Here is a 19,159-nt window from a genome sequence, read left to right as displayed (position 1 = left end):
AATGAGATATATTTTAATATTGATTATGCTATGTTTTGCTAATAACTCAAATGGTCAAGAATATAATATTTCAAAAGATTCAATTCATGTAGTGAAGTATAGTAATAATGACATAGGTGTAAACTCAATCGAGTTTACTATATATAAAGATTTAAATTCATTATCCGAGTTTATTAAAAAAAAGCAAATTAATGAATGTAAATTCAAATTTATTTTAGTTTTTAAAATTTTAAAATCAAAAGAAATAGAATTAATTGGCTACAAATCTAACTGTAGTTTTGAACAAAATATTTTAGACGATCTAAAGGATTACTTACACTTAATGATTATTAAATGTAGTATGAGTATTGATGAAATTGAACTATTCATACCTATTGAAATTAAGTAATAATATCCCTTCCCCTATAACAATTATAACCACATATTTATTGGGTTTTCAGTATAAGAATAGTCGATTAGAGTTTTTTCCACATGCGGAAGGTTATGTAAAATATGATCAAGGGGATTACAGCTATGTATTTAATTATACTGATCATTTAGGAAATATTAGACTTAGTTACACCTATATTAACAACAGCAATATCATAGATACTGATGAAATAGTGGAAGAAAATCAGTATTATCCTTTTGGACTAAAACATGAAACGCATAATAGTTCTAATGCTTATCAATATAAGTTCAATGGCAAAGAACTGCAAACGGAATTGGGATTAAATCTATACGATTATGGTGCAAGGAATTATGACCCAGCTATAGGTAGATGGATGAACATGGATAATATGTCCGAAAAATACTTTACAAGTTCTCCATATGTTTATGCAGGTAATATTCCAACTAAGTTTGTTGATTACGATGGTAATGATTTTGGAATATCGTTTCAAAATGGAGTTATAACTGTTACTCAAGTTTGGTATAATGATGGAAAGTCTAATACAAAGGATTTACTTAATAAAGCTATTGAATATCTTAATAATCAAAGTGGTAAATATGGTGTTAAAACAGACAACGGGGACATAATTCCGATAAACTTTAAAATTCAATTTAGTGATAAAAAAGATGAGACTTATGATGATGGTATTGTTAATAATCACAGTAAAAATCAAGATTTAGCCACTAACGATGATACTGCTAATTATTTATCAGCGGGTGGTATGGAATTAAGAAACGTATATGGAGCAAATGGTTTAGCTTTCGAAGGAGGAGATAATACTAAATTTTGCGAATCTTGTACAATGTATGGCGATAAAAAAAATTATGATGCTGATGAAGGCGTTGTAGGACATGAGATAATGCATACTTTGGGAATGTCTCATTCTGCGATAGGTAAAAACGGAACAGAGATGACCAAAGATGGTATAGGTGGCATGTTGTTATATGCTTCGAAAAATTCTAAAGGGTTTAAAGTTAAATTGTCTAATGTGGGTTCTAATTCATATTTAGGCTCTCCAAGAGAAAAAGTTTCTAAACATGATAAACCTAAAGTAGTTAATTCAAGCCCTAGTAGAGTTAAATTAAGTGGAACAATTGTAGAAATAAAGTAATTTTATGAAATTCATATATAGAATCATTTTAATAATTTTTTGGTGTACATTTTTTTCTTGTAAAACAAAGCATAATACTCCAGTTCGGGGAGATATGACTCTTTCTAAAGTTGGTGATTCAATTAATAAAACAGGGTATCTAATTTATGACTCAAAAAAGGAGTTTACTAGTTTTATTGAATCTAAATTTATTGATATTAACAATATTTCAAAAAAAGATCTTATTAAGATGATAAATCAAGCTAAATATATTGTTCTTACTAGAGAAGGATTAAGTAAGTTTAAAGAAAGTAAATATATAAGTTTATCATTATGTCATATAAGTGACAAACGTTTAGTTGTTGAACAAAATAATTTGTTACACAAAAGATATTATATAATTTATCTAGAGGATTTTGTCTTTTATTTGTCTTTAAAAAACTATACAGATTCAAAACAGAGATTGTTTTTTTGTAAAGATGGAAGGTAATTGAATAATGTTTAAAAGTTAATGAATTTTACAATCATAAATATAACGGGAAATAACTACAGGCAGGGTTAGGATTGAATCTATACGATTATGGTGCAAGGAATTATGATGCTGCTTTGGGTAGATGGATGAATATTGACCCGTTGGCAGAACAAGGACGTAGATGGTCTCCATACAATTATGCAATGGATAATCCTGTTTTCTTTATTGATCCTGATGGGATGTTATCCGAATCTTTTATTAATAGATTAATGCAGTCTGAAAGTGGAACTACTTGGACAAATACTGGAAATGGTTCTTTTACGGATGGAGAAAATGAAATTGATGAAAATGGAGATACTGATCCAAAAAAGAAGAAAAAAAGTACTGCTCAGTTAATGGGTGAGGGTTATGCTATGGGATATTCTGTACCAGGAGGAGGCTTTAATGCGGCTATGAATGGTAGAGACCCTTTCAATCCAACAGAAGAAGACAATCAAGCTGCGGGTAATGCATTTGGTCAAACAGTCTTATTTATTACAGGAGAGTGGGCAGCTGTTAAAATATTTCAAGGAGGTGCATGGGTAGTTCAAATAATACGTGCTAAAAACATAGCAAGAAATGCAAGATATGTCAACCTAGCAAGTGGGTCTAGAACAGCTCATATATTAGCTGGAGATGCAACAGGAGGCGGTCACGCTTGGTGAGGTAGCATAAAATCTTTTTGGAATGGTGTAACAGGTGCAAAGTCTATGTTTCCAGTTACTTGGGGAAATAAAAAGATAATGAATGCAATATCTGAAGTGGCTACAAGTAACCCTTGGATACAACAAACAGGAAGGGTTGGAGCAACACATACTAGAAGTGGAGATTTAGTAAGATATAAAATTGAAGGTGTATATGAAGGTGTAAAAATAAAAGTAATAACAACTGTTGACGACATAATCACAGCATTCCCAATACAATAAAAGTTATGTTCTATAATAAAAAGAAAAAAATATTAGAAATTTTATTAGATAGATTTTCTTCATTAATATTAAGTGAAGATATAATCAATTGTAAAGAATTATTATCTAATAGAGAGTATTCATTATGTTACAATACATTAGTTACACAGATTTACGAATATGATCAAGAAATAACACAGGAAGATTATAATTTGTTTGAAAGTTCGGCAAAAAAATTAAACCTTGATTTATCTGAATACGAATTATTAAAAGAATTAATTAGAGATAGGTAATGTTTCAGATTTAGTGATACAATTTTTATGGTAATGTTTCAATTTAATACTTGCATTTTGCAACGTTGGTATTGGTGAAACCGGTGTAAAAACGATAAATGAAATTAAAACCTTAATTGATGATAGAATTAACATATATATGCCGCGAGGCTATGTAAAAATGCAGTATAATAATTATAAAACTAGTGGAATTGGATTTAAAAATAATCAATCTTTTAATGTAGAATGGCTTAAAAGTACCCCTGGGGTAAAAGACACCACTACAATTAATGGTCTATCAATCACTCCTACTGGAGTACAAACTCATTAACCATCTAAATAAATATGATTTTAAAAAAATATATATTATTACTTTATTTATTTATAATAAGTATATGTAATGCACAAAAACCTATAGATTTATTATCAAATAATAACTATAGACACATAAAATATGATAGTGAGTCGTTTAATAGCAAGATAAAATTTAATAATATTGATAGCCTAACTAAAAGCGTTCTATCGAATGATGTAATTAGCCAGATTATGTATGAAGGAGTAAATAAGAACACAGTTTTTATTTCTTCATTAATCTGTTTTAAAATAAAAAATAAAAAAGTTTTGTTTAAACAGAACCTAAAGGGGTTCAATCTAGATGATATTGATTTACAAATAGTAAATGTATTAAAAGAGAATATAAAACATGAAGATTTTTTAAATTTAAAGAATAATAATAAATTAGGCTTTTTTATTTATTTTAATTTTAAGAATACTGAAATTGGCTTTGAATTAGTGGAGCTTAAAGGGAAAAAAGAATTATTAATTAGTAAACAAAAGATAAATTATTTAACGCTTGAAAAAATAAATTAGAAAACAACAACTACATTATCCCTTCACCTGTAATGGGATTAGGCGTAGGTGGTGCAGGATTAGGTTACTGGTATTATCATAATAAAACTATAAAATAAACTATGTTTAATCTTTCATTAAATTCAGCAATATCTATTTTTATAAATAGTCAAGAAAAAAATTTACAGTTAGATTTTTTTAGAGAAAATCAACAAGTTTTACTTCAAATTTTTAAAGGTTATGATGTTAAAAATTGGAAAATTGCTTTTGAATCAGATAATGATGATTTAATTTTAATGATTCATTTTCATAAAGATAAAATAGATAATAAATTAAATTTAGAACGATTTAAAAATAGTAAATGGTATAATGACTTTGAAAGAGTAATAATGCAAGGAGAAGTACAATATTATTTAAAATCAAGAACGGCACATGATAGTAATATATTAGAAATAGAAATTAGAGAATTAATAAATATAGTGTATAGTCTATCTTTTGAAAAAGTAGCCTTTACATTAAATGCTTATTAATAATTGGTAATGTTCCAAAGTTGGTAATGTTTCAGATTTAGTGATACAACTTTTATTGGAGGTTAATAATTTGATAATCAATAAAAAAACAGAAACAGGTATTAAAAAGGAACGCAATATTGCGTTCCTTTTCCTATTATATAAAGCCTTAAAACGAAGAAAATGGTAAAAACTAAGACCTTGTGTATCAGAATTAGTGATAGCTTAATTTGCCCAAACTGTAAAATTAAAAACTTAATAAAGAATGGCTTTACAAAAAACAAAAAGCAACAGTTTTATTGTAAAAATTGCCATAAAAAGATGTATTGATTTTTATTGTTACAAAGCTTATAAATTAACAACTAATGCAAAAAAGATTTCTAACCCTATTTTCTACAAAAAGAAGAGTTATGAAGTAGATGAAATACGTTGTTATTTAAAAAGAAAAACAAAACGTGTAGTTAGTTTTAGTCTAGGTAGAAGAACTAAAAGAACTATTCAATATGTAACCAATTCTTTAGCTTTACCAAAAAGTATTTATACTGATGGATTATTCCATTATAGATCATTAATAGTTAAAGCACTTCATAAAGTAAACCGTTTTGGTACAAATGTTATTGAAAGAAATAATCTTTCTATGCGAACTCATTTAAAAAGACTACAAAGGAAAACAATTTGTTTTTCTGGAAGTTTTATTTTGTTGCAATGTGTTTTAAGAATCTATTTTTGGGTTGAAAAGTTGTATTCTTCTCAAGAATATTTTTTATAAGCATTAGCTAATTTTTCATCATATTTATTTGCTTTATACCCAGAACCATTATATCGATATGCAAAACCAGCCCAATCTTTATTTTGTAAATAAGGAATAAGATTATTTGTTTTTAGAAATTTGCCAAAAGCGGTTAGATGCTCTTTTTCGTTTAGGTGCATTTTTTGAACAAATTCTTCAATAGAATTGTAGCCAATAGAGACAGCATTGAATCCCATAATTTGAAAACAACCCCATGAAGTGGCACAATATGCAGCATCTTGAAATGCTTGACTAGGGTTTATTTGTATTGCTTTTTGTAAGCGGGCATATTCTCCATCTCCACCTAAGTAGTGTTTTTTTGTCCAAGATTGATATAAGACATTAGCTGTATTTGCATTTGAATATTGACTAGGGTTGACACCTCTTTTATTTAATTCTCTCCAAAAAACATGTCCTTCAAATAATATTTTAGGCTTGCCACTTACTAAAAATCCTTTTCCTCTACTTTCTACTTCATTTACTGCTTTCACACAAGCTAATTCAAGTTGAAATTCATTAGCAAATTCCATTAAATCTCGCTCAGATAATAGTTTGTCATTATGTGTTGTAATATTGCTTAATTCGAATAGTTTTGACCATGTTTTTATGCCAACTATTCCGTCTACAACTAAGTTGTTTTTATATTGAAAGTCTTTAACTGCTGCATCTACTTGAAGTGTAAATGAATCTGAAACAATTAAGTTATAACCTAATTTTGAAAGTAAATCGCACAATGTAGTGACTTCCGTTGCTTTATTATTGTATTTTATAGTTCTCATATTTTTTTGATTTAATAACCTAGAAAATGGTTGCTAATTATTTCAGGATATGAAAGTGATTTTAAGGTGTTAAGATTTGAAATTTTAACTTCTTTAAAAAAGAAATCTACTGTTTCATCGAAATTATTTGTTTCAATGTTTGATGATGAAAAGGTTTCAATACCTAAGGAATAATATATTGTATTGTTAATTTTAAATTTTGTTAATTCTATTCCGCTTCCTTCATCTATAATTGTATCGCCAGAAACTAGTTGTTTTTCTTTTGTGTCAAATTTTACTAGAATTCTATCTTTATCTATTTTAATCCAAGGTTCTTGTGTGTTTTGGTTTGTAAAAAAATTGAGTATTCTAGCTGTTTCAATTTCATTTCCGATTGTTTCAAAGCTATACTTTAGCCATGTGTTTACATTACCATGGTTGTTATTGTTAAATTTATAGATTCCATTATCTTGGATTAAAAGTTTAACTTCTAGTTTTGATTTTTGTTCGTTGTTAACTAATTTTGGTTCTCTTATTTTTATACCAAGATTTGTACTTTTAACTAATTTTAAATAGTAATCTTGTCTTGGAAATAGATCTTTATTCTTAAAAGAAGTTCCTATTTGTTTAAACCAATGTTCTATAGTTTCAAATTCATTAAAATTTAATAACCACCTTGTTTCTATACTTTTTTGCATGATGTTAAATTAATTGTGATTTGGTATATAGATTGTGGAAGAGGTTGAAAAATCAAAACCAAAATTTTTTGATGAGATGATGTTATTGTCTATATCAAAATAATTTACTTCATATCCGATAGTTGTGTTTAAAGAAGTACTGTTTTTAATAATAAAATTAAAAAGAATAGGTTTTCTAAAGTCATCTTTTAGTTTTTCAATAATGAATACACTTCCTGTGTCGTTAACAGTTAGTTTTATTTGTATTTTATTAATATCGGTTTCTTGTTTTTGAATTTGAACTTGTATGTATCTATTGTAATTTGTAGACGAAGAGACTATTTGACTAAATTCGTCGCTAATATTTTCAATGCTCTCAAAATCAAAATAAACATCTTTAAGTGGTTTTGACGCAAGATTAGAGTTTAATTGAGTATGAAGTAATTCAACTGACTGTCCTCCGTCTAACAAGGGATAGTTGGAAAAAAGAGAACTATTATAATGAATGTTATTATTGTTATCAATTGTTAAAACAGAATTTAATTTACATTGTGAAATGGAAACATTTGTGAGGTTTATTTTTTTTGATTCTTCGTCAAAAATGATTTCAATTATCTCACCTATTGTTTTTTCTAAATTTATATCAATTACAGCAGTGTCTTTAATCTCTTTATGTTTAAAATTTATATTGGCATATTGAGAAATAGAGTTGTTAATTGCATTTATAAGAATACTAGCTTCATTAAGATTTTCTGTATTAAGAGAAATTAAAAAATGTTTTCCATCTACTGTTATTTCTGCATTTTGTAATAAATGATTTCCATTAATTTCATATTCAGAATTAATTTCATTAGGATAAATAAATCGAACATCGGTTAAATAATTAATGCTGTTTCCATCAAGAAAGTTATTTTTTTTGAGATCAATTTTGAGTTTTGCTAAGTCAAATTCAGATAAATTAGGACCAATTGCAAACTGAAAATTAATTTTAGAAATGTCTTCTGTTAAACCTGTTCCTTCTTCATACGCGTGAAAAATAGTTTCAATACATGGTTTCATGGTGTCAGTATCTCTACTAATGTGATATTTTTTAGGTATTAATAAAAATTCATTAGCTGTTGTAGTCGATTTATAAATGGAAAGACTGTCAAAATTTACACCTGGAACAAAAATTTGTTGATATTGAGAAAAATCTTCATTTAGGTTAAAAGGATGATTAATAAATCCACCGCCAATAGTTTTATAAAGGCTTTTTGAAGGATCATTAGGTAATGGATAATTGATAGTTTTATTTACTTTAAGAAGGAAAGTACTTTTTACAAAATCAGGTGTTATTTTTTCATTCTTTGCAGTAAGTTTTTTTTCAACTTGAATGGCTCTGATGTCATTTTTAATATTGTTTTTGGCAGTACCTTTTCTTACAATAAGAGGAGCTTCAATAATCATTTTTCTTTTTATATTGCTCTTTTCTGTGGGTTTTAGGTTAAGAAGCTGTCTGTTGAATTTGAAATCTTTAGCAAAAATGAAGTTTCTTTTAAATTTAGAATATCCTTTGAAATCGAAAAATAAGTCTAGATTACATTTAAATCGATCAATATCAGTTACTAAATTAGAAAAGGCAATTTTTACAGCCTCACCTATTAAGTGAAATGTAATTTCTTTTTTAACAGTATCAACATTTCCATTTATTGTTATAACTCGATCACTAACTTTTAGATTTAGTACGACTTGCTTTAAATTTAATGCAATGTTTTGTTGTGTAGGAGTTGATGGTTTGTTTTTTTCAATATATTTTAAAGTTATTCGACCTATTAAATCACTATTTTGACCTTTGCTATCTAGTATGTTTTCATAATAAAAAAGAGTATTGTTGTTTGGAATAACTTCTATTTCAGGAAAGTATAAGTTGATTTTGGAATCTGTAAAATCTTTAAAGGTTGAGTTTTCTCTAATAGATTGACTATTTTCGATAATAGGAAAATATTCTTTAGTTATTAACGGTCTAATTATTAATGGTTTTATTTGTATAGAATTAATAATAGGGTGTCTTATAACTTTGAAATTTGAAGCTTTAGTTCCTTTGAATGATGTACTAGGTTTTGATGCTTCAAGATTGAATCTATTTACAGGAACTAATTTAGTTCCTTGTAATTTTAGTGTTTTTAAATCTGGCATAATTGTTTTTGTGCTAATTTGTTAATCTGTACCAATCACTTTTTCAGAAATTGTAATTTCTAAATTAGAAATAGAAAATGTTTCATCTGTTTCTAATAGGTCATATTCTTTTATTTCGTTTGTGTTTTTAACTGAAATAATTTGTTCTCTAATTTTAATTTTGCTAGGAATTTCATTTTTTACAAAGTCAAAAACAAAAGATTTTGATTTATCACTTATATCATACCAAGTACTTGGAACTATTGAATCTATTTCGTTTCCACTTTTGCTTTTTGTTTTCAGAAAAAGTAGACTTTTATTATCTAATAATCTACTAGAGCTTTTCCAAGAATAGTTTCCATTTGAATCTGGATAACCTACTTCAATAGATACAATTTGAGCAGAAGGATCATTGTTTTCTTTTAATGAAACTTTAACTTGAATTTTTTTAAATGGATAATCTGTTGTCATAATTTTTGTATTAAACAAAAGGGGAAATTTTCCCCTTTTGTAGGTTTATATTATTCATCTAAAAATGCAGCTCTAATTTTTTCGATATCTTTATTTTGAGCATCAGTTCCTGATGGGATTTCAAATAAAACGTCTCCTTCTTGATAGTCTAATTCAATGTAGTTAGTTGAAACAGATACTTTTTTAGATTTTGAACCTATTTTTCCTTTACAAGTGTATTTTATCTTGTATTTTGTAGGTTTTATAGTGTAATCCATCTCATACCAAGAACGATACGGAATTAAATCTTCAAAATTCTCAGAAGTAAATTTGAATTTTTTAGTTGACATTTTATCTACTTTTAAAGTAACTTCAAGTGTATCACATTGAAGTAATTGTTCTGTAGATAAAGTATAATTAATCATGTTTTGGATAGGAAGAGGAATGAATACTTTAGTTCCGTCAAATTCATATTCATTAACAGTGTCTTTTAGTTTTATTCTTTTATCTTTTTCATACATTACATTTTGACGTACTTTAATTTTGCTAGGAGTACTGTTTTTTACAAAATCAAATACAAAAGCATTTTTCTCTTTTGATTTGTCAACCCATGTAGCGGGAAAAATAGCATCGATTTCTTTACCTGATTTTGAGGTTGTTTTTACATAAGGACTTCCTTCTGGAGCAATCATTCTTCCTGAACTTTTCCATACAGTATTTCCTTTTGAATCTGGATAACCTACTTCAATAGATACTTGACTTACTGGACTATCATTTAGAATATCTCCTTCTTTGTCTAGTTTTATTAATCCTCCATTTAGAGAAGCAATTACTTGAACTTTTTGGAAATCTTCATCTAGACGAACTTCTGTGATATAATTTTTTAAATCTTCTTTTGCGGCTGCTCCAGATTTCGAAGTTAACGGTGTTAAGTTTCCACTTATTTTAGAGTCCATAACTTCAATAGCAGAAAATTTAATTTCGTCTGTGAAGTTAACTTGTCTAATTTGTTTTCCATGTTTTAAGCTTACACCTACACTTGCACCACCAAATAGAATTCTCCAAAAAGAACTTGGTCTTTCAGCATCTTTGGCAGGAGTGAATTCTTTTTCTGGCTTGTCAAAAATTTCTTTTTGGAGTAATTGAAAAGCAAATTCTCTTTGTTTTGTTATTAGCTCATGTTCAAATTGCTTTCTTTCTTCATTTGTAAATTGGTTATCTGTTATAATTTCAGATACAATTCCTCCATCTGTTATGATTTTTTCATATTCACTTTCCCAATCTAAATTTACACCGCTCCATCCTACAGATGCTTTAGCTGAAAAGTATGTGTGAACTCTTTTCGCATTTACTGTAGTTTTGATTATTGTAGTAGGTAAATAAGCTTTATATTTAATTCGGTTTTCTACAACTAGGTTATTAGTTCCGTTTTGTAAAGCATCTTTAACTATTGAAGCACTGTTTCTTCCCATTAAAATTGAAAAGGCATTTTCTCCTAAACCGAATGTTGTACCAGCTCCTTCTCCTTGAATATTAAATGTCCAAGGATTTGCACCGCCAAAAGGGTTATTTGGTGATTTTTCTCCTACAACGTGCATTGAAATATTGTTTTCAACTAATTGGATAGGTCTTACATTGGTTTCATCAAAATCTCTATCTACTCCTTTTTTATAAGAGAAAAGACCTAAAAGCTTGGATTCTCTATTGTTTTGATATTCTTTATGTAAGTGTGTTTTTAGTTTGTCAATTGCTTTTTTTAATAATGCTTCAGGTACATCTATCGTTGTGGTTAACGATGTATAAGCTCCTGCTTCTTCTTCTAATCCTTCTGCTCCAATAACAGTTGATGAATCACCTTCGGATTTAAAAACTTGCATTGAGAATTTAAATTTTCCATCTTTCCCTGGCTCTTTAGCTAGTCTTGGTTCTTTTGGGTAGTAATAAAACTGCATTGCTTGTCCACTCTCTCTTAATAAGATGTTGTTTGGATCTGGAGAAAACAATAATGAAAAATTGGCGCCATCTTCGTTTTCTAATAAGATTTCTACTCTTCCTGCTCCTGAATGAGGATAACCTAGAGGTGTTACTTTTGCCATAATTATATAATTTTGTGGTTTTTCCTACTCTATTAAGGCTTTTCGGATTTCGCCTTTTACTTAATTTTTTTGGAATTAATAAATCAATATCTTTTTCTTAGTTGTTATGATTTGATTTTTAAAACTTTGTAAAATTGAGATTAATTAAAATCTTGTAAAAGAGCATATTACCTGATTTTTTTGAGTTTTTTTCAGGATGATTGAAAGTGAAAAAAGAGTGAAAGTATGGGGAAATACCCTTTTTAAAGTAAGGGTATAAAAAAAGGATTCGCATTGCGAATCCTTTTTTTATAGTAAGAATGATGTATTATTTTGTCTTCTTGACATATTGTGTTAAAATAACGATATGTTGATTTTCTACACGTCCTTCAATTTGTTCTGCATTGTCCCAAACTAATTTGATATTATGGACAGCAGCTCCACGTTTTGCAGTAAATGTTGCTCCTTTTACATCTAAATCTTTAATTAAAACGACTGAATCTCCATCTTGAAGAATATTTCCGTTAGAGTCTTTGTGTATGATTTTTCCCTCTTCTTCCTCTCCTTCACCTGTAGCTTTTGCCCATTCTAGTGCTTCTTCATCTAAATACATCATATCTAACATGTCATGATTTTTTAATCTAGCATGCATTCTCCAAGAAATAATTTGAACAGGAAGATTTTCATTCCACATACTGTCATTTAAACATCTCCAATGATTAACGTCAGTATTTTCTGGATTTTCAATTTGGTCAATGCAAACTTTACAGGCTAATATAGATTGGTCTAAATTTTCTTCAGTATTAGGAGCTACGTTAAAAACGCTTAAATCATATTCATTACTGCATAATTCACATTTTGAATTGCTTCTGTCTTTTAATTTTTTTTCTATTACGCTCATATTTATAAGTTGAAACTTGCTCCAATTGAGAAGTTAAATTGATTATTATATTTTTCAAATCCTACAGGATCATTGTCATATTGTGCTATTGGAAATTGTATTTCAGAATAAATTCCAAACCCTTCTGAGAAAAAATAACGAGCACCTAAATGGGCTCCAAAATTCTTTATTCCAATATTTAAACCAGGATAGAAGTCTAATTTTTCTTCAATATTGAATATGTCAGCAATATTTGCGCTAAATCTTGCTCTTATATCAAAACGATCATCGAAATTAGGTTTTTCACCTAATACTTCTTCAATCCCTAATAGATAAGATGAAGTGAAGCCAAAGGACATGTTTTTTCCAATTCCTTTATCGAAAGTTGCAATTATTCCGGTTCCTTTGTTTTGAAAATTAGCACCAACTTGAAATTTTTGATCTCCTTTTCCTGTAAAAACTTGCGCATTTACTATACTAGAAAATAATATAGTTAGAAATAAAATTTTTTTCATGATTAATAAATTTTATACAAATATAAAAATATAACTTAATTTCTTCCCTTTTCATTAGGATATAACAATGGTAGGGAATCACTTTGCCAAAATTCTTTAGTATCTACATTTAAAATAGAGAGTGAACCAGTAAAAGCAGCGCCTGTATCTACATTCCATACAGATGAGGCTTGGTGTGGAGTTGTTTTGTTGATTTTTGTAACAGGAGTGTGTCCAATATAGATTTCTTTGTATATCTTTAATCTATTAGGATATAAAATGTCATCAAAAGAAATATTTGGATTTAATGAAATAGCTGTTTCCCATAATGTTCTATCCCAGTAAAATGAAGGTTTAAAATATTCATACTCTACTCCTTTTTGATTTGTGAAACCTGCATGAATATACAATCTATTGTCTTCGTCAATGAAATACTCTTTGAGAGATTCTAAAAATGAGATATGTTTGTTTATAGTATCTAGATTGATTTTTTCATAAGCTTTAATTGTTGATGATCCTCCATGAATAAGCCATTCTTTATTAAAGCTTTTTGTTTTTAAATAGTTTAAAAGTAAATCATCATGATTTCCTTTTATAAAAATACAATTATATTTATCTTTTAGTGTAATTAAGTAATTAATTACTTCTGGAGATTCGCTCCAACCATCTACATAATCACCTAAAAAAATTAATAAATCCTTTTCTGAAATTTTTATTTTTTTTAGTACTTGGATTAAAGCTTTTAGACCTCCATGGATGTCCCCAATAACGAATTTTTGCATTTTTTTATTTAAATATTTAATATTCAGTATTTTATGTGTTTTTAAACTTTAACAAAATCGGCAGAATTGTTGTAAAATTTAGAACTTGTAACACCTTATTTTTGAAATAGCAAAAATAAGGTGTTACAAATTACTTCACTTTGTAAAAACTGAAATAAGTGTAGAAAGTAATAAAAAAAATGATATAAACAAACTTAAATTTTTAGTATTATGAAAAAAGCTATTTTATTTATCGGAATGTTATTTGGATTTTCCATTTTAATGACATCGTGTACAACAGACGAGTATGATCAGCAAATAGAAACAAGTGTTTATGAGATTGATAATTCATCTTTAAATAGAGATGGAGATGATGGAACAACCAATACTCAAGCAGGCGAAACAGATCCAATCGTTAAACCTAAAAAGGATTAATTACTCTTAAAAACAAAAACAACCTAGATTAAACAAACTCAATACAGAATATTATGAAAAAAGCTATTTTATTTATCGGAATGTTATTTGGATTTTCCATTTTAATGACATCATGTACAACAGACGAGTATGATCAGCAAATAGAAACAAGTGTTTATGAGATTGATAATTCATCTTTAAATAGAGATGGAGATGATGGAACAACCGATACAACCAATACTCAAGCAGACGAAACAGATCCAATCGTTAAACCTAAAAAGGATTAATTACTCTTAAAAACAAAAACAACCTAGATTAAACAAACTCAATACAGAATATTATGAAAAAAGCTATTTTATTTATCGGAATGTTATTTGGATTTTCCATTTTAATGACATCATGTACAACAGACGAGTATGATCAGCAAATGGAAACAAGTACTTATGAAGTTGATAATTCATCCTTAAATAGAGATGGAGATGATGGTACAACCGATACAACTGGCACAACAAATTCAGACACAGATGAGTTAGATGAAACAGATCCAATCGTTAAACCTAAAAAAGATTAATTATTATATTAGCAGATAGTTAAAACAAAAACCAACCTAGATTAAACAAACTCAATACAGAATATTATGAAAAAAAGTATTTTATATATCGGAATTTTATTTGGATTTTTTATTTTAATGACATCATGTACAACAGACGAGTATGATCAGCAAATGGAAACAAGTACTTATGAAGTTGATAATTCATCCTTAAATAGAGATGGAGATGATGGTACAACCGACGCAACTTCAGACACAGATGAAACAGATCCAATCGTTAAACCAAAAAAAGATTAATTTGAGTAAGAAAAATCATTAAATTTGTTTCAGGCAGATTAATTTTAAAAAAAACAAGTTGAAACAAATAATTATTTTTATAGCGTTTATTATTTTACTTAGCTGTTCAGATAAGAAGAAATCTCTCGAAGTAATAGATAAGCCTAATCAGAAAATTAATCAATATCTTTCATTTGCTCAAGATGAAAGTATAGCAAGTGAAAATCGTATTAAGTATAGTGATTCAGCCTATTTTGAATTACAGTTTAAAACGAATGACTCAACAACAAGAAGAAATTACTTTAAGGTCGCAAACAGATATTTTTCTCTTTATGAATTAGATAAATATAAGAATGTTGCTGCTAAAGCTTTACAGCTAGGGAAATCTAGTAAAGACTCAATAACAATAGCAAAAGCTCTTTCATATTTAGGAGATTATTATTTTGAAAAAGCAAGAAACGATAGTGCTTACTGGTATTATAATGATGCTGAGAAGTTGTATAAAAATATTAATGATAAAGAAAATTTAGCGAAAACAATACTATACAAAGCATACGTTTTATTGTATGAAAAAGACTTTTTAGGGAGTGAAACAGCCACTATCCGAGCTTTGGATATTTCAAAAGGAATAGATGATGATATGCTTATTTATGAATGTTATGTTAACCTAGGAAGTTCTTTGCTTGGCTTAGATAATTACGAAAAAGCACTTTATTACCATAGTAAAGCATTAATTCAAGTTGAAAAGTTAAAAAAGAGTTTCTTTTATGATATTTTTAAAGCTCAAACATTTAATAACATTGGGTTAGTATATCAGAAAAACAAACTTTATAAAAAGGCAATTGATAATTTTTCAAAAGGACTGAAAGTTAAAAATTTATTGCAATTGCAACCTGTTGTTTATTCGGCTCTATTAGATAATTTGGCTTATTCAAAATTTAAACTTAATAAAGAGGAAGGACTAGAAGAACTCAATAGATCTCTTTTTATTAGAGATAGTATTGGTAATATAGCAGGAATAATAAAAAGTAAAATTCATCTTTCAGAATATTATTTATCAAAGTCGGATACAACAAAAGCATTACAGCTTAACAATGAGGCAAATTCTTTAGCAAAAAAATCGAGTTATAATCAAGAGATTTTAACTACTTTAGATTTATATACAAAGATAAACCCTAAAACAGGACTTTATTATGCTAAGAAATATATAAAACTAAGCGATAGTTTATATGATTTGGAAAGAGCAACAAGAAATAAATTAGCAAGAATAGAATTTGAAACAGACGAAATAATACATGAAAATGAAGAGATTTCTAGTGAGAAAAAAGTAATACTAGGTGTTTCAATTCTTGTAGCATTTATAGGTGGATTGTTATATATAATTTTATTTCAGAGATCAAAACAAAAAGAATTACTCTTTACACAACAACAGCAAAAAGTAAATGAAGAAATTTACCAATTAATGCTAGATCAACAAGTAAAATTAGATGAAGCAAAAAACAATGAAAAGAATAGAATAGCAAGAGAACTTCATGATGGAATAATGAATAAACTTGCCAGTACAAGACTAAATTTATATATACTTACTAAGCGAACAGATGAAGAAACTATACAAAAGTGTATAGGTCATATAAATGAAATTCAGAATATTGAAAAAGAAGTAAGAGCAATTGCACATGAATTAAGCAATAATGTTTTTTCTGAAAAAAGTAATTTTAAGTCTATTTTATCCGAGTTATTAATTGAACAACAGAATTTATATGATGCAGATTGTGAATATACAATTGATAAAAAAATTCAATGGGATAATGTAGATGTTGAAGTAAAAATGCACTTATATAGAATCTTGCAAGAAGCATTAAATAACTGTAATAAGTATGCTAAAGCAAAAACTATAAATGTAAGTATTGTAAAACAAGAAAAAATTGTAACTTTACAAATAAGAGATGATGGAGAAGGATTTAATGTTAATAAAGCCAAGAAAGGAATAGGCATTAAAAATATGCTTCAAAGGATAAGTGCTGTTAATGGAGAATTAAATATAGAATCTGAAATCGGAAAGGGAACGACCCTGTTTTTTAAAATACCAATAGAATAAAATAATAATTATGAGCTCTAAAACAATTAATATTTTCATGGTCGATGACCATCCTTCAATGATTGAAGGGTATAAAAGTATTTTATCTTATAACGAATTAGGATATAAAATAAATGTTACTTCTGCTTTTGATTGTCAAACGGCATATAAAAGAATGTCACAATCAGAAGATATTTATGAATTTGACATGATATTTTTGGATTTAAGTTTGCCTCCATATGAAGAAGCTAATATTCAATCAGGACAAGATCTAGCTATTTTTGCAAGAAAAAAATATCCGTTCACAAAAATTGTTATGCTTACATCTCATGCAGAAGCATTTATTTTATTCGACATTCAAAAAACAATTGATCCAGACGGCCTTTTAGTGAAAAGTGACTTTACAGCCGACGAGTTTTTGAAAGCGTTTGAAGTAATTATTAACAAAGAAAAATACGTAAGTAAAACAGTTAATGAAAGTATTCAAGAGATGCTTGCTGTAAGGAATAATGTGTTTTTAGATGAAAGTAATAGAACAATCATTTCATTGTTAGCACAAGGCGTTTTGTCTAAAAATTTACCAAACTATGTGAATTTAGCCCAAAGCTCTATAGATAAACGTAAAGCACAAATTAAAGATTATTTCTGTGTTAAAGGAGGTTCAGATGAAGACATTGTTAGAGAAGCAAAAAAACATGGATTTGTTTAAATGAATTTTTTAACAAATTCTATAATAAACTTGTAAAACAATCTAATTAATAGTTCATAACTTTATGTTGTACTAAATAACATGTTATGAAAACTTTAAATAAGACTTCTCGTTTTCTAAAATTATTACTGTTACTTCTAGTAATAAGTTTGGTTTGGTTTTTCGTGGTTATGGAAATGTTATATAATTTGTTTTTTCAGGAAATTGATAATCCAGTACTATTTTTAGATTATGCTATTCAACTTAAAATAGTTTATGTTTTAGGAGTGTTTATTATAGTTGCATATTCAACTATAATCTTGATGAAAACAAAAAATGAAAACAAACATAAATTCAACTAATTATATTTCATTTTCCGTAAAACTCGCATTACTTCTTTAAAAGCTAAATATACTTCAGGACTATCGTGATGTTTTAAATATAGCTTAGAATCAATAAGTTTTTGTTTTGCATCATTAAAACCATTTAGATAACAGATCATTAAAATTGAAGGGATGTTGTCTACATCTTTTAGTTCTCTTTCATTTAAAGAAATTCTCTTTTCTAGTTTTTTTAAAAGACTAAGAGTAGCATTGTAAATATGATGAAGCATTTTTTTATTATATTGAGGTGGCTGAAAAAGCATTTCGGTATCCATTTTATAATAGCCATTGTCAAAGAAAGTAATAGTAACTCTTTCTAAAGGATAGTAACTTGTTCTATCATTAATGCCAAGTGTAATATGTTCGGTTATAATAAAAGAATTTTCATTGTAATTTATTGTAACATCATCTTGTGCAGAATAAAATAATTTAATTTGTTCGTTAATTAGCTCTATATCAACTCTAGAATAGTAAGTCGTATCTCTTACTTTTTTCTTAATTCCAGCCCAACAGACGATGAATAATTCTTTGAAAACCTTATAATTTGAATGTAAATCTTTATGGCGATTATTTATAAAATCAAGAACACCATCTAAAGTATGCTTTATACTATTTCTAGAATTATTCTCAATACTTATAATAGTTTCAATATTCGTTTTTGAAAACGGAACTTTCTCTTCAGTTGGAATAGAATTGCTTCCTCTTCTTATAAAAATAGTATTAGCCACAATAGTATGAATCCCTTTTTTAAAAGAAGAGATTTTGTTTTTAGGATTTATAGTAACTAGCCCAACTACTTTATTTACAGGTAAATTAGGAAAAGGAATATTCTCATATTGAATTTTTGGAGGATTTTCTAAATAAGCATTAACTAAATTTTGAATTTTACTATCATCAAAAAAATCATCACCTACAATTTCATTATTTTCGTCTTCAACTCCTACAACAATATAAGAGTTATTTGCCGGATTAGAATTAGATAGCGCACAAATATGTTTTAAAAATTTGGCCTTTCCTTCCTTACTATGTAAATTCAACTGTCTCTTTTTGTCGTAAAAACTATTCTCATCATTGTGAGCCAATAAATTTTTTATCAATAATCTTTTATTTAGCATCTCTAGAAATAATTTGGCACTAATTTACTGTTTTATTTTAGGGGATTCAAA

General features: G+C 27.6%; 25 protein-coding genes and 1 pseudogene. 17 read left to right on the top strand and 9 right to left on the bottom strand.

Features of this window, described 5'->3' with window-relative positions; all coding sequences use genetic code 11:
* Position 1: 1 nt before the first annotated feature.
* The 10 genes and pseudogenes from LXD69_RS04825 to LXD69_RS04780 all read left to right on the top strand — a co-directional run bounded on the left by LXD69_RS04825 (position 2) and on the right by LXD69_RS04780 (position 5,335).
* Complete coding sequence (locus tag LXD69_RS04825; RefSeq protein WP_246917895.1) at positions 2–388, top strand: hypothetical protein; 387 nt, start codon at positions 2–4, stop codon at positions 386–388.
* Complete coding sequence (locus LXD69_RS04820) at positions 375–1,541, top strand: RHS repeat domain-containing protein (RefSeq protein WP_246917893.1); 1,167 nt, start codon at positions 375–377, stop codon at positions 1,539–1,541. Before LXD69_RS04825 ends, LXD69_RS04820 begins: the two co-directional genes overlap by 14 nt.
* A gap of 4 nt (positions 1,542–1,545) precedes the next feature.
* Positions 1,546–2,010, top strand: a complete 465-nt coding sequence (locus tag LXD69_RS04815) for a hypothetical protein (RefSeq protein ID WP_246917892.1) — start codon at positions 1,546–1,548, stop codon at positions 2,008–2,010.
* Between the two features lie 74 nt (positions 2,011–2,084).
* Entirely contained in the window at positions 2,085–2,696 is a 612-nt protein-coding gene (locus LXD69_RS04810; RefSeq protein WP_246917891.1) for an RHS repeat-associated core domain-containing protein, read from the top strand.
* Between the two features lie 45 nt (positions 2,697–2,741).
* Positions 2,742–2,957 carry an EndoU domain-containing protein gene (locus LXD69_RS04805; RefSeq protein WP_052705204.1) on the top strand — a complete coding sequence of 72 codons (216 nt, stop codon included), beginning with the start codon at positions 2,742–2,744 and terminating at the stop codon, positions 2,955–2,957.
* A 5-nt stretch (positions 2,958–2,962) separates the two neighbouring features.
* A complete protein-coding gene (locus tag LXD69_RS04800; RefSeq protein WP_045968659.1) occupies positions 2,963–3,229 on the top strand; it encodes a MafI family immunity protein in 267 nt (88 codons plus the stop codon).
* Between the two features lie 160 nt (positions 3,230–3,389).
* Positions 3,390–3,539, top strand: coding sequence for a hypothetical protein (locus LXD69_RS04795; RefSeq protein WP_161794132.1), 150 nt, complete (start codon positions 3,390–3,392; stop codon positions 3,537–3,539).
* A gap of 14 nt (positions 3,540–3,553) precedes the next feature.
* On the top strand, positions 3,554–4,078 hold the full coding sequence (locus tag LXD69_RS04790; protein ID WP_045968661.1) for a hypothetical protein: 525 nt from the start codon (positions 3,554–3,556) through the stop codon (positions 4,076–4,078).
* Positions 4,079–4,179: 101 nt separating this feature from the next.
* Positions 4,180–4,587: a hypothetical protein gene (locus LXD69_RS04785; RefSeq protein WP_246917890.1), complete on the top strand. Its 408-nt coding sequence runs from the start codon at positions 4,180–4,182 to the stop codon at positions 4,585–4,587.
* Between the two features lie 162 nt (positions 4,588–4,749).
* A pseudogene (locus LXD69_RS04780) lies at positions 4,750–5,335 on the top strand (IS1 family transposase).
* Here the strand turns inward: LXD69_RS04780 and LXD69_RS04775 are convergent.
* From LXD69_RS04775 to LXD69_RS04740, 8 genes are all read right to left on the bottom strand, one after another.
* Positions 5,317–6,135 carry an N-acetylmuramidase domain-containing protein gene (locus tag LXD69_RS04775; RefSeq protein WP_246917888.1) on the bottom strand — a complete coding sequence of 273 codons (819 nt, stop codon included), beginning with the start codon at positions 6,133–6,135 and terminating at the stop codon, positions 5,317–5,319. The pseudogene LXD69_RS04780 and the gene LXD69_RS04775 overlap by 19 nt on opposite strands.
* Before the next feature lie 11 nt (positions 6,136–6,146).
* A complete protein-coding gene (locus LXD69_RS04770) occupies positions 6,147–6,812 on the bottom strand; it encodes a hypothetical protein (protein ID WP_246917887.1) in 666 nt (221 codons plus the stop codon).
* 9 nt (positions 6,813–6,821) lie between these two features.
* Complete coding sequence (locus LXD69_RS04765) at positions 6,822–8,966, bottom strand: hypothetical protein (protein ID WP_246917886.1); 2,145 nt, start codon at positions 8,964–8,966, stop codon at positions 6,822–6,824.
* 21 nt (positions 8,967–8,987) lie between these two features.
* Positions 8,988–9,416 carry a hypothetical protein gene (locus LXD69_RS04760; RefSeq protein ID WP_045970552.1) on the bottom strand — a complete coding sequence of 143 codons (429 nt, stop codon included), beginning with the start codon at positions 9,414–9,416 and terminating at the stop codon, positions 8,988–8,990.
* A 50-nt stretch (positions 9,417–9,466) separates the two neighbouring features.
* Positions 9,467–11,491 (bottom strand): hypothetical protein, encoded by a 2,025-nt coding sequence (locus LXD69_RS04755; protein WP_045970554.1) that lies wholly within the window; start codon positions 11,489–11,491, stop codon positions 9,467–9,469.
* 307 nt (positions 11,492–11,798) lie between these two features.
* Positions 11,799–12,371: a PhnA domain-containing protein gene (locus tag LXD69_RS04750; RefSeq protein WP_045970556.1), complete on the bottom strand. Its 573-nt coding sequence runs from the start codon at positions 12,369–12,371 to the stop codon at positions 11,799–11,801.
* A 2-nt stretch (positions 12,372–12,373) separates the two neighbouring features.
* A complete protein-coding gene (locus tag LXD69_RS04745) occupies positions 12,374–12,865 on the bottom strand; it encodes a DUF6646 family protein (protein ID WP_045970558.1) in 492 nt (163 codons plus the stop codon).
* A gap of 35 nt (positions 12,866–12,900) precedes the next feature.
* A complete protein-coding gene (locus tag LXD69_RS04740) occupies positions 12,901–13,626 on the bottom strand; it encodes a metallophosphoesterase family protein (RefSeq protein ID WP_246917884.1) in 726 nt (241 codons plus the stop codon).
* A 210-nt stretch (positions 13,627–13,836) separates the two neighbouring features.
* On the opposite strand from LXD69_RS04740, the gene LXD69_RS04735 reads away from it, so the two are divergent.
* The 7 genes from LXD69_RS04735 (at position 13,837) to LXD69_RS04705 (ending at position 17,972) form a co-directional block, all read left to right on the top strand.
* Positions 13,837–14,040, top strand: a complete 204-nt coding sequence (locus LXD69_RS04735) for a hypothetical protein (protein ID WP_246917883.1) — start codon at positions 13,837–13,839, stop codon at positions 14,038–14,040.
* 53 nt (positions 14,041–14,093) lie between these two features.
* Complete coding sequence (locus LXD69_RS04730) at positions 14,094–14,306, top strand: hypothetical protein (protein WP_246917881.1); 213 nt, start codon at positions 14,094–14,096, stop codon at positions 14,304–14,306.
* A 53-nt stretch (positions 14,307–14,359) separates the two neighbouring features.
* Positions 14,360–14,590, top strand: coding sequence for a hypothetical protein (locus tag LXD69_RS04725; protein WP_246917880.1), 231 nt, complete (start codon positions 14,360–14,362; stop codon positions 14,588–14,590).
* A gap of 66 nt (positions 14,591–14,656) precedes the next feature.
* Positions 14,657–14,866, top strand: coding sequence for a hypothetical protein (locus LXD69_RS04720; protein WP_246917878.1), 210 nt, complete (start codon positions 14,657–14,659; stop codon positions 14,864–14,866).
* A gap of 58 nt (positions 14,867–14,924) precedes the next feature.
* Positions 14,925–16,943 (top strand): tetratricopeptide repeat-containing sensor histidine kinase, encoded by a 2,019-nt coding sequence (locus LXD69_RS04715; protein WP_246917877.1) that lies wholly within the window; start codon positions 14,925–14,927, stop codon positions 16,941–16,943.
* A gap of 10 nt (positions 16,944–16,953) precedes the next feature.
* Positions 16,954–17,631 (top strand): response regulator, encoded by a 678-nt coding sequence (locus tag LXD69_RS04710; protein ID WP_045970562.1) that lies wholly within the window; start codon positions 16,954–16,956, stop codon positions 17,629–17,631.
* An 86-nt stretch (positions 17,632–17,717) separates the two neighbouring features.
* Positions 17,718–17,972, top strand: coding sequence for a hypothetical protein (locus LXD69_RS04705; protein ID WP_045970564.1), 255 nt, complete (start codon positions 17,718–17,720; stop codon positions 17,970–17,972).
* Here the strand turns inward: LXD69_RS04705 and LXD69_RS04700 are convergent.
* Positions 17,969–19,108: an ATP-binding protein gene (locus LXD69_RS04700; protein ID WP_045970566.1), complete on the bottom strand. Its 1,140-nt coding sequence runs from the start codon at positions 19,106–19,108 to the stop codon at positions 17,969–17,971. The genes LXD69_RS04705 and LXD69_RS04700 overlap by 4 nt on opposite strands.
* Positions 19,109–19,159 lie beyond the last annotated feature (51 nt).

Origin of the sequence: Flavobacterium sediminilitoris (assembly GCF_023008245.1) — a bacterium.
GTDB classification, from domain to species: Bacteria; Bacteroidota; Bacteroidia; order Flavobacteriales; family Flavobacteriaceae; genus Flavobacterium; species Flavobacterium sediminilitoris.
Note: the sequence above shows the minus strand (reverse complement) of the source record. Positions and strands in the feature narration are given on the sequence as shown.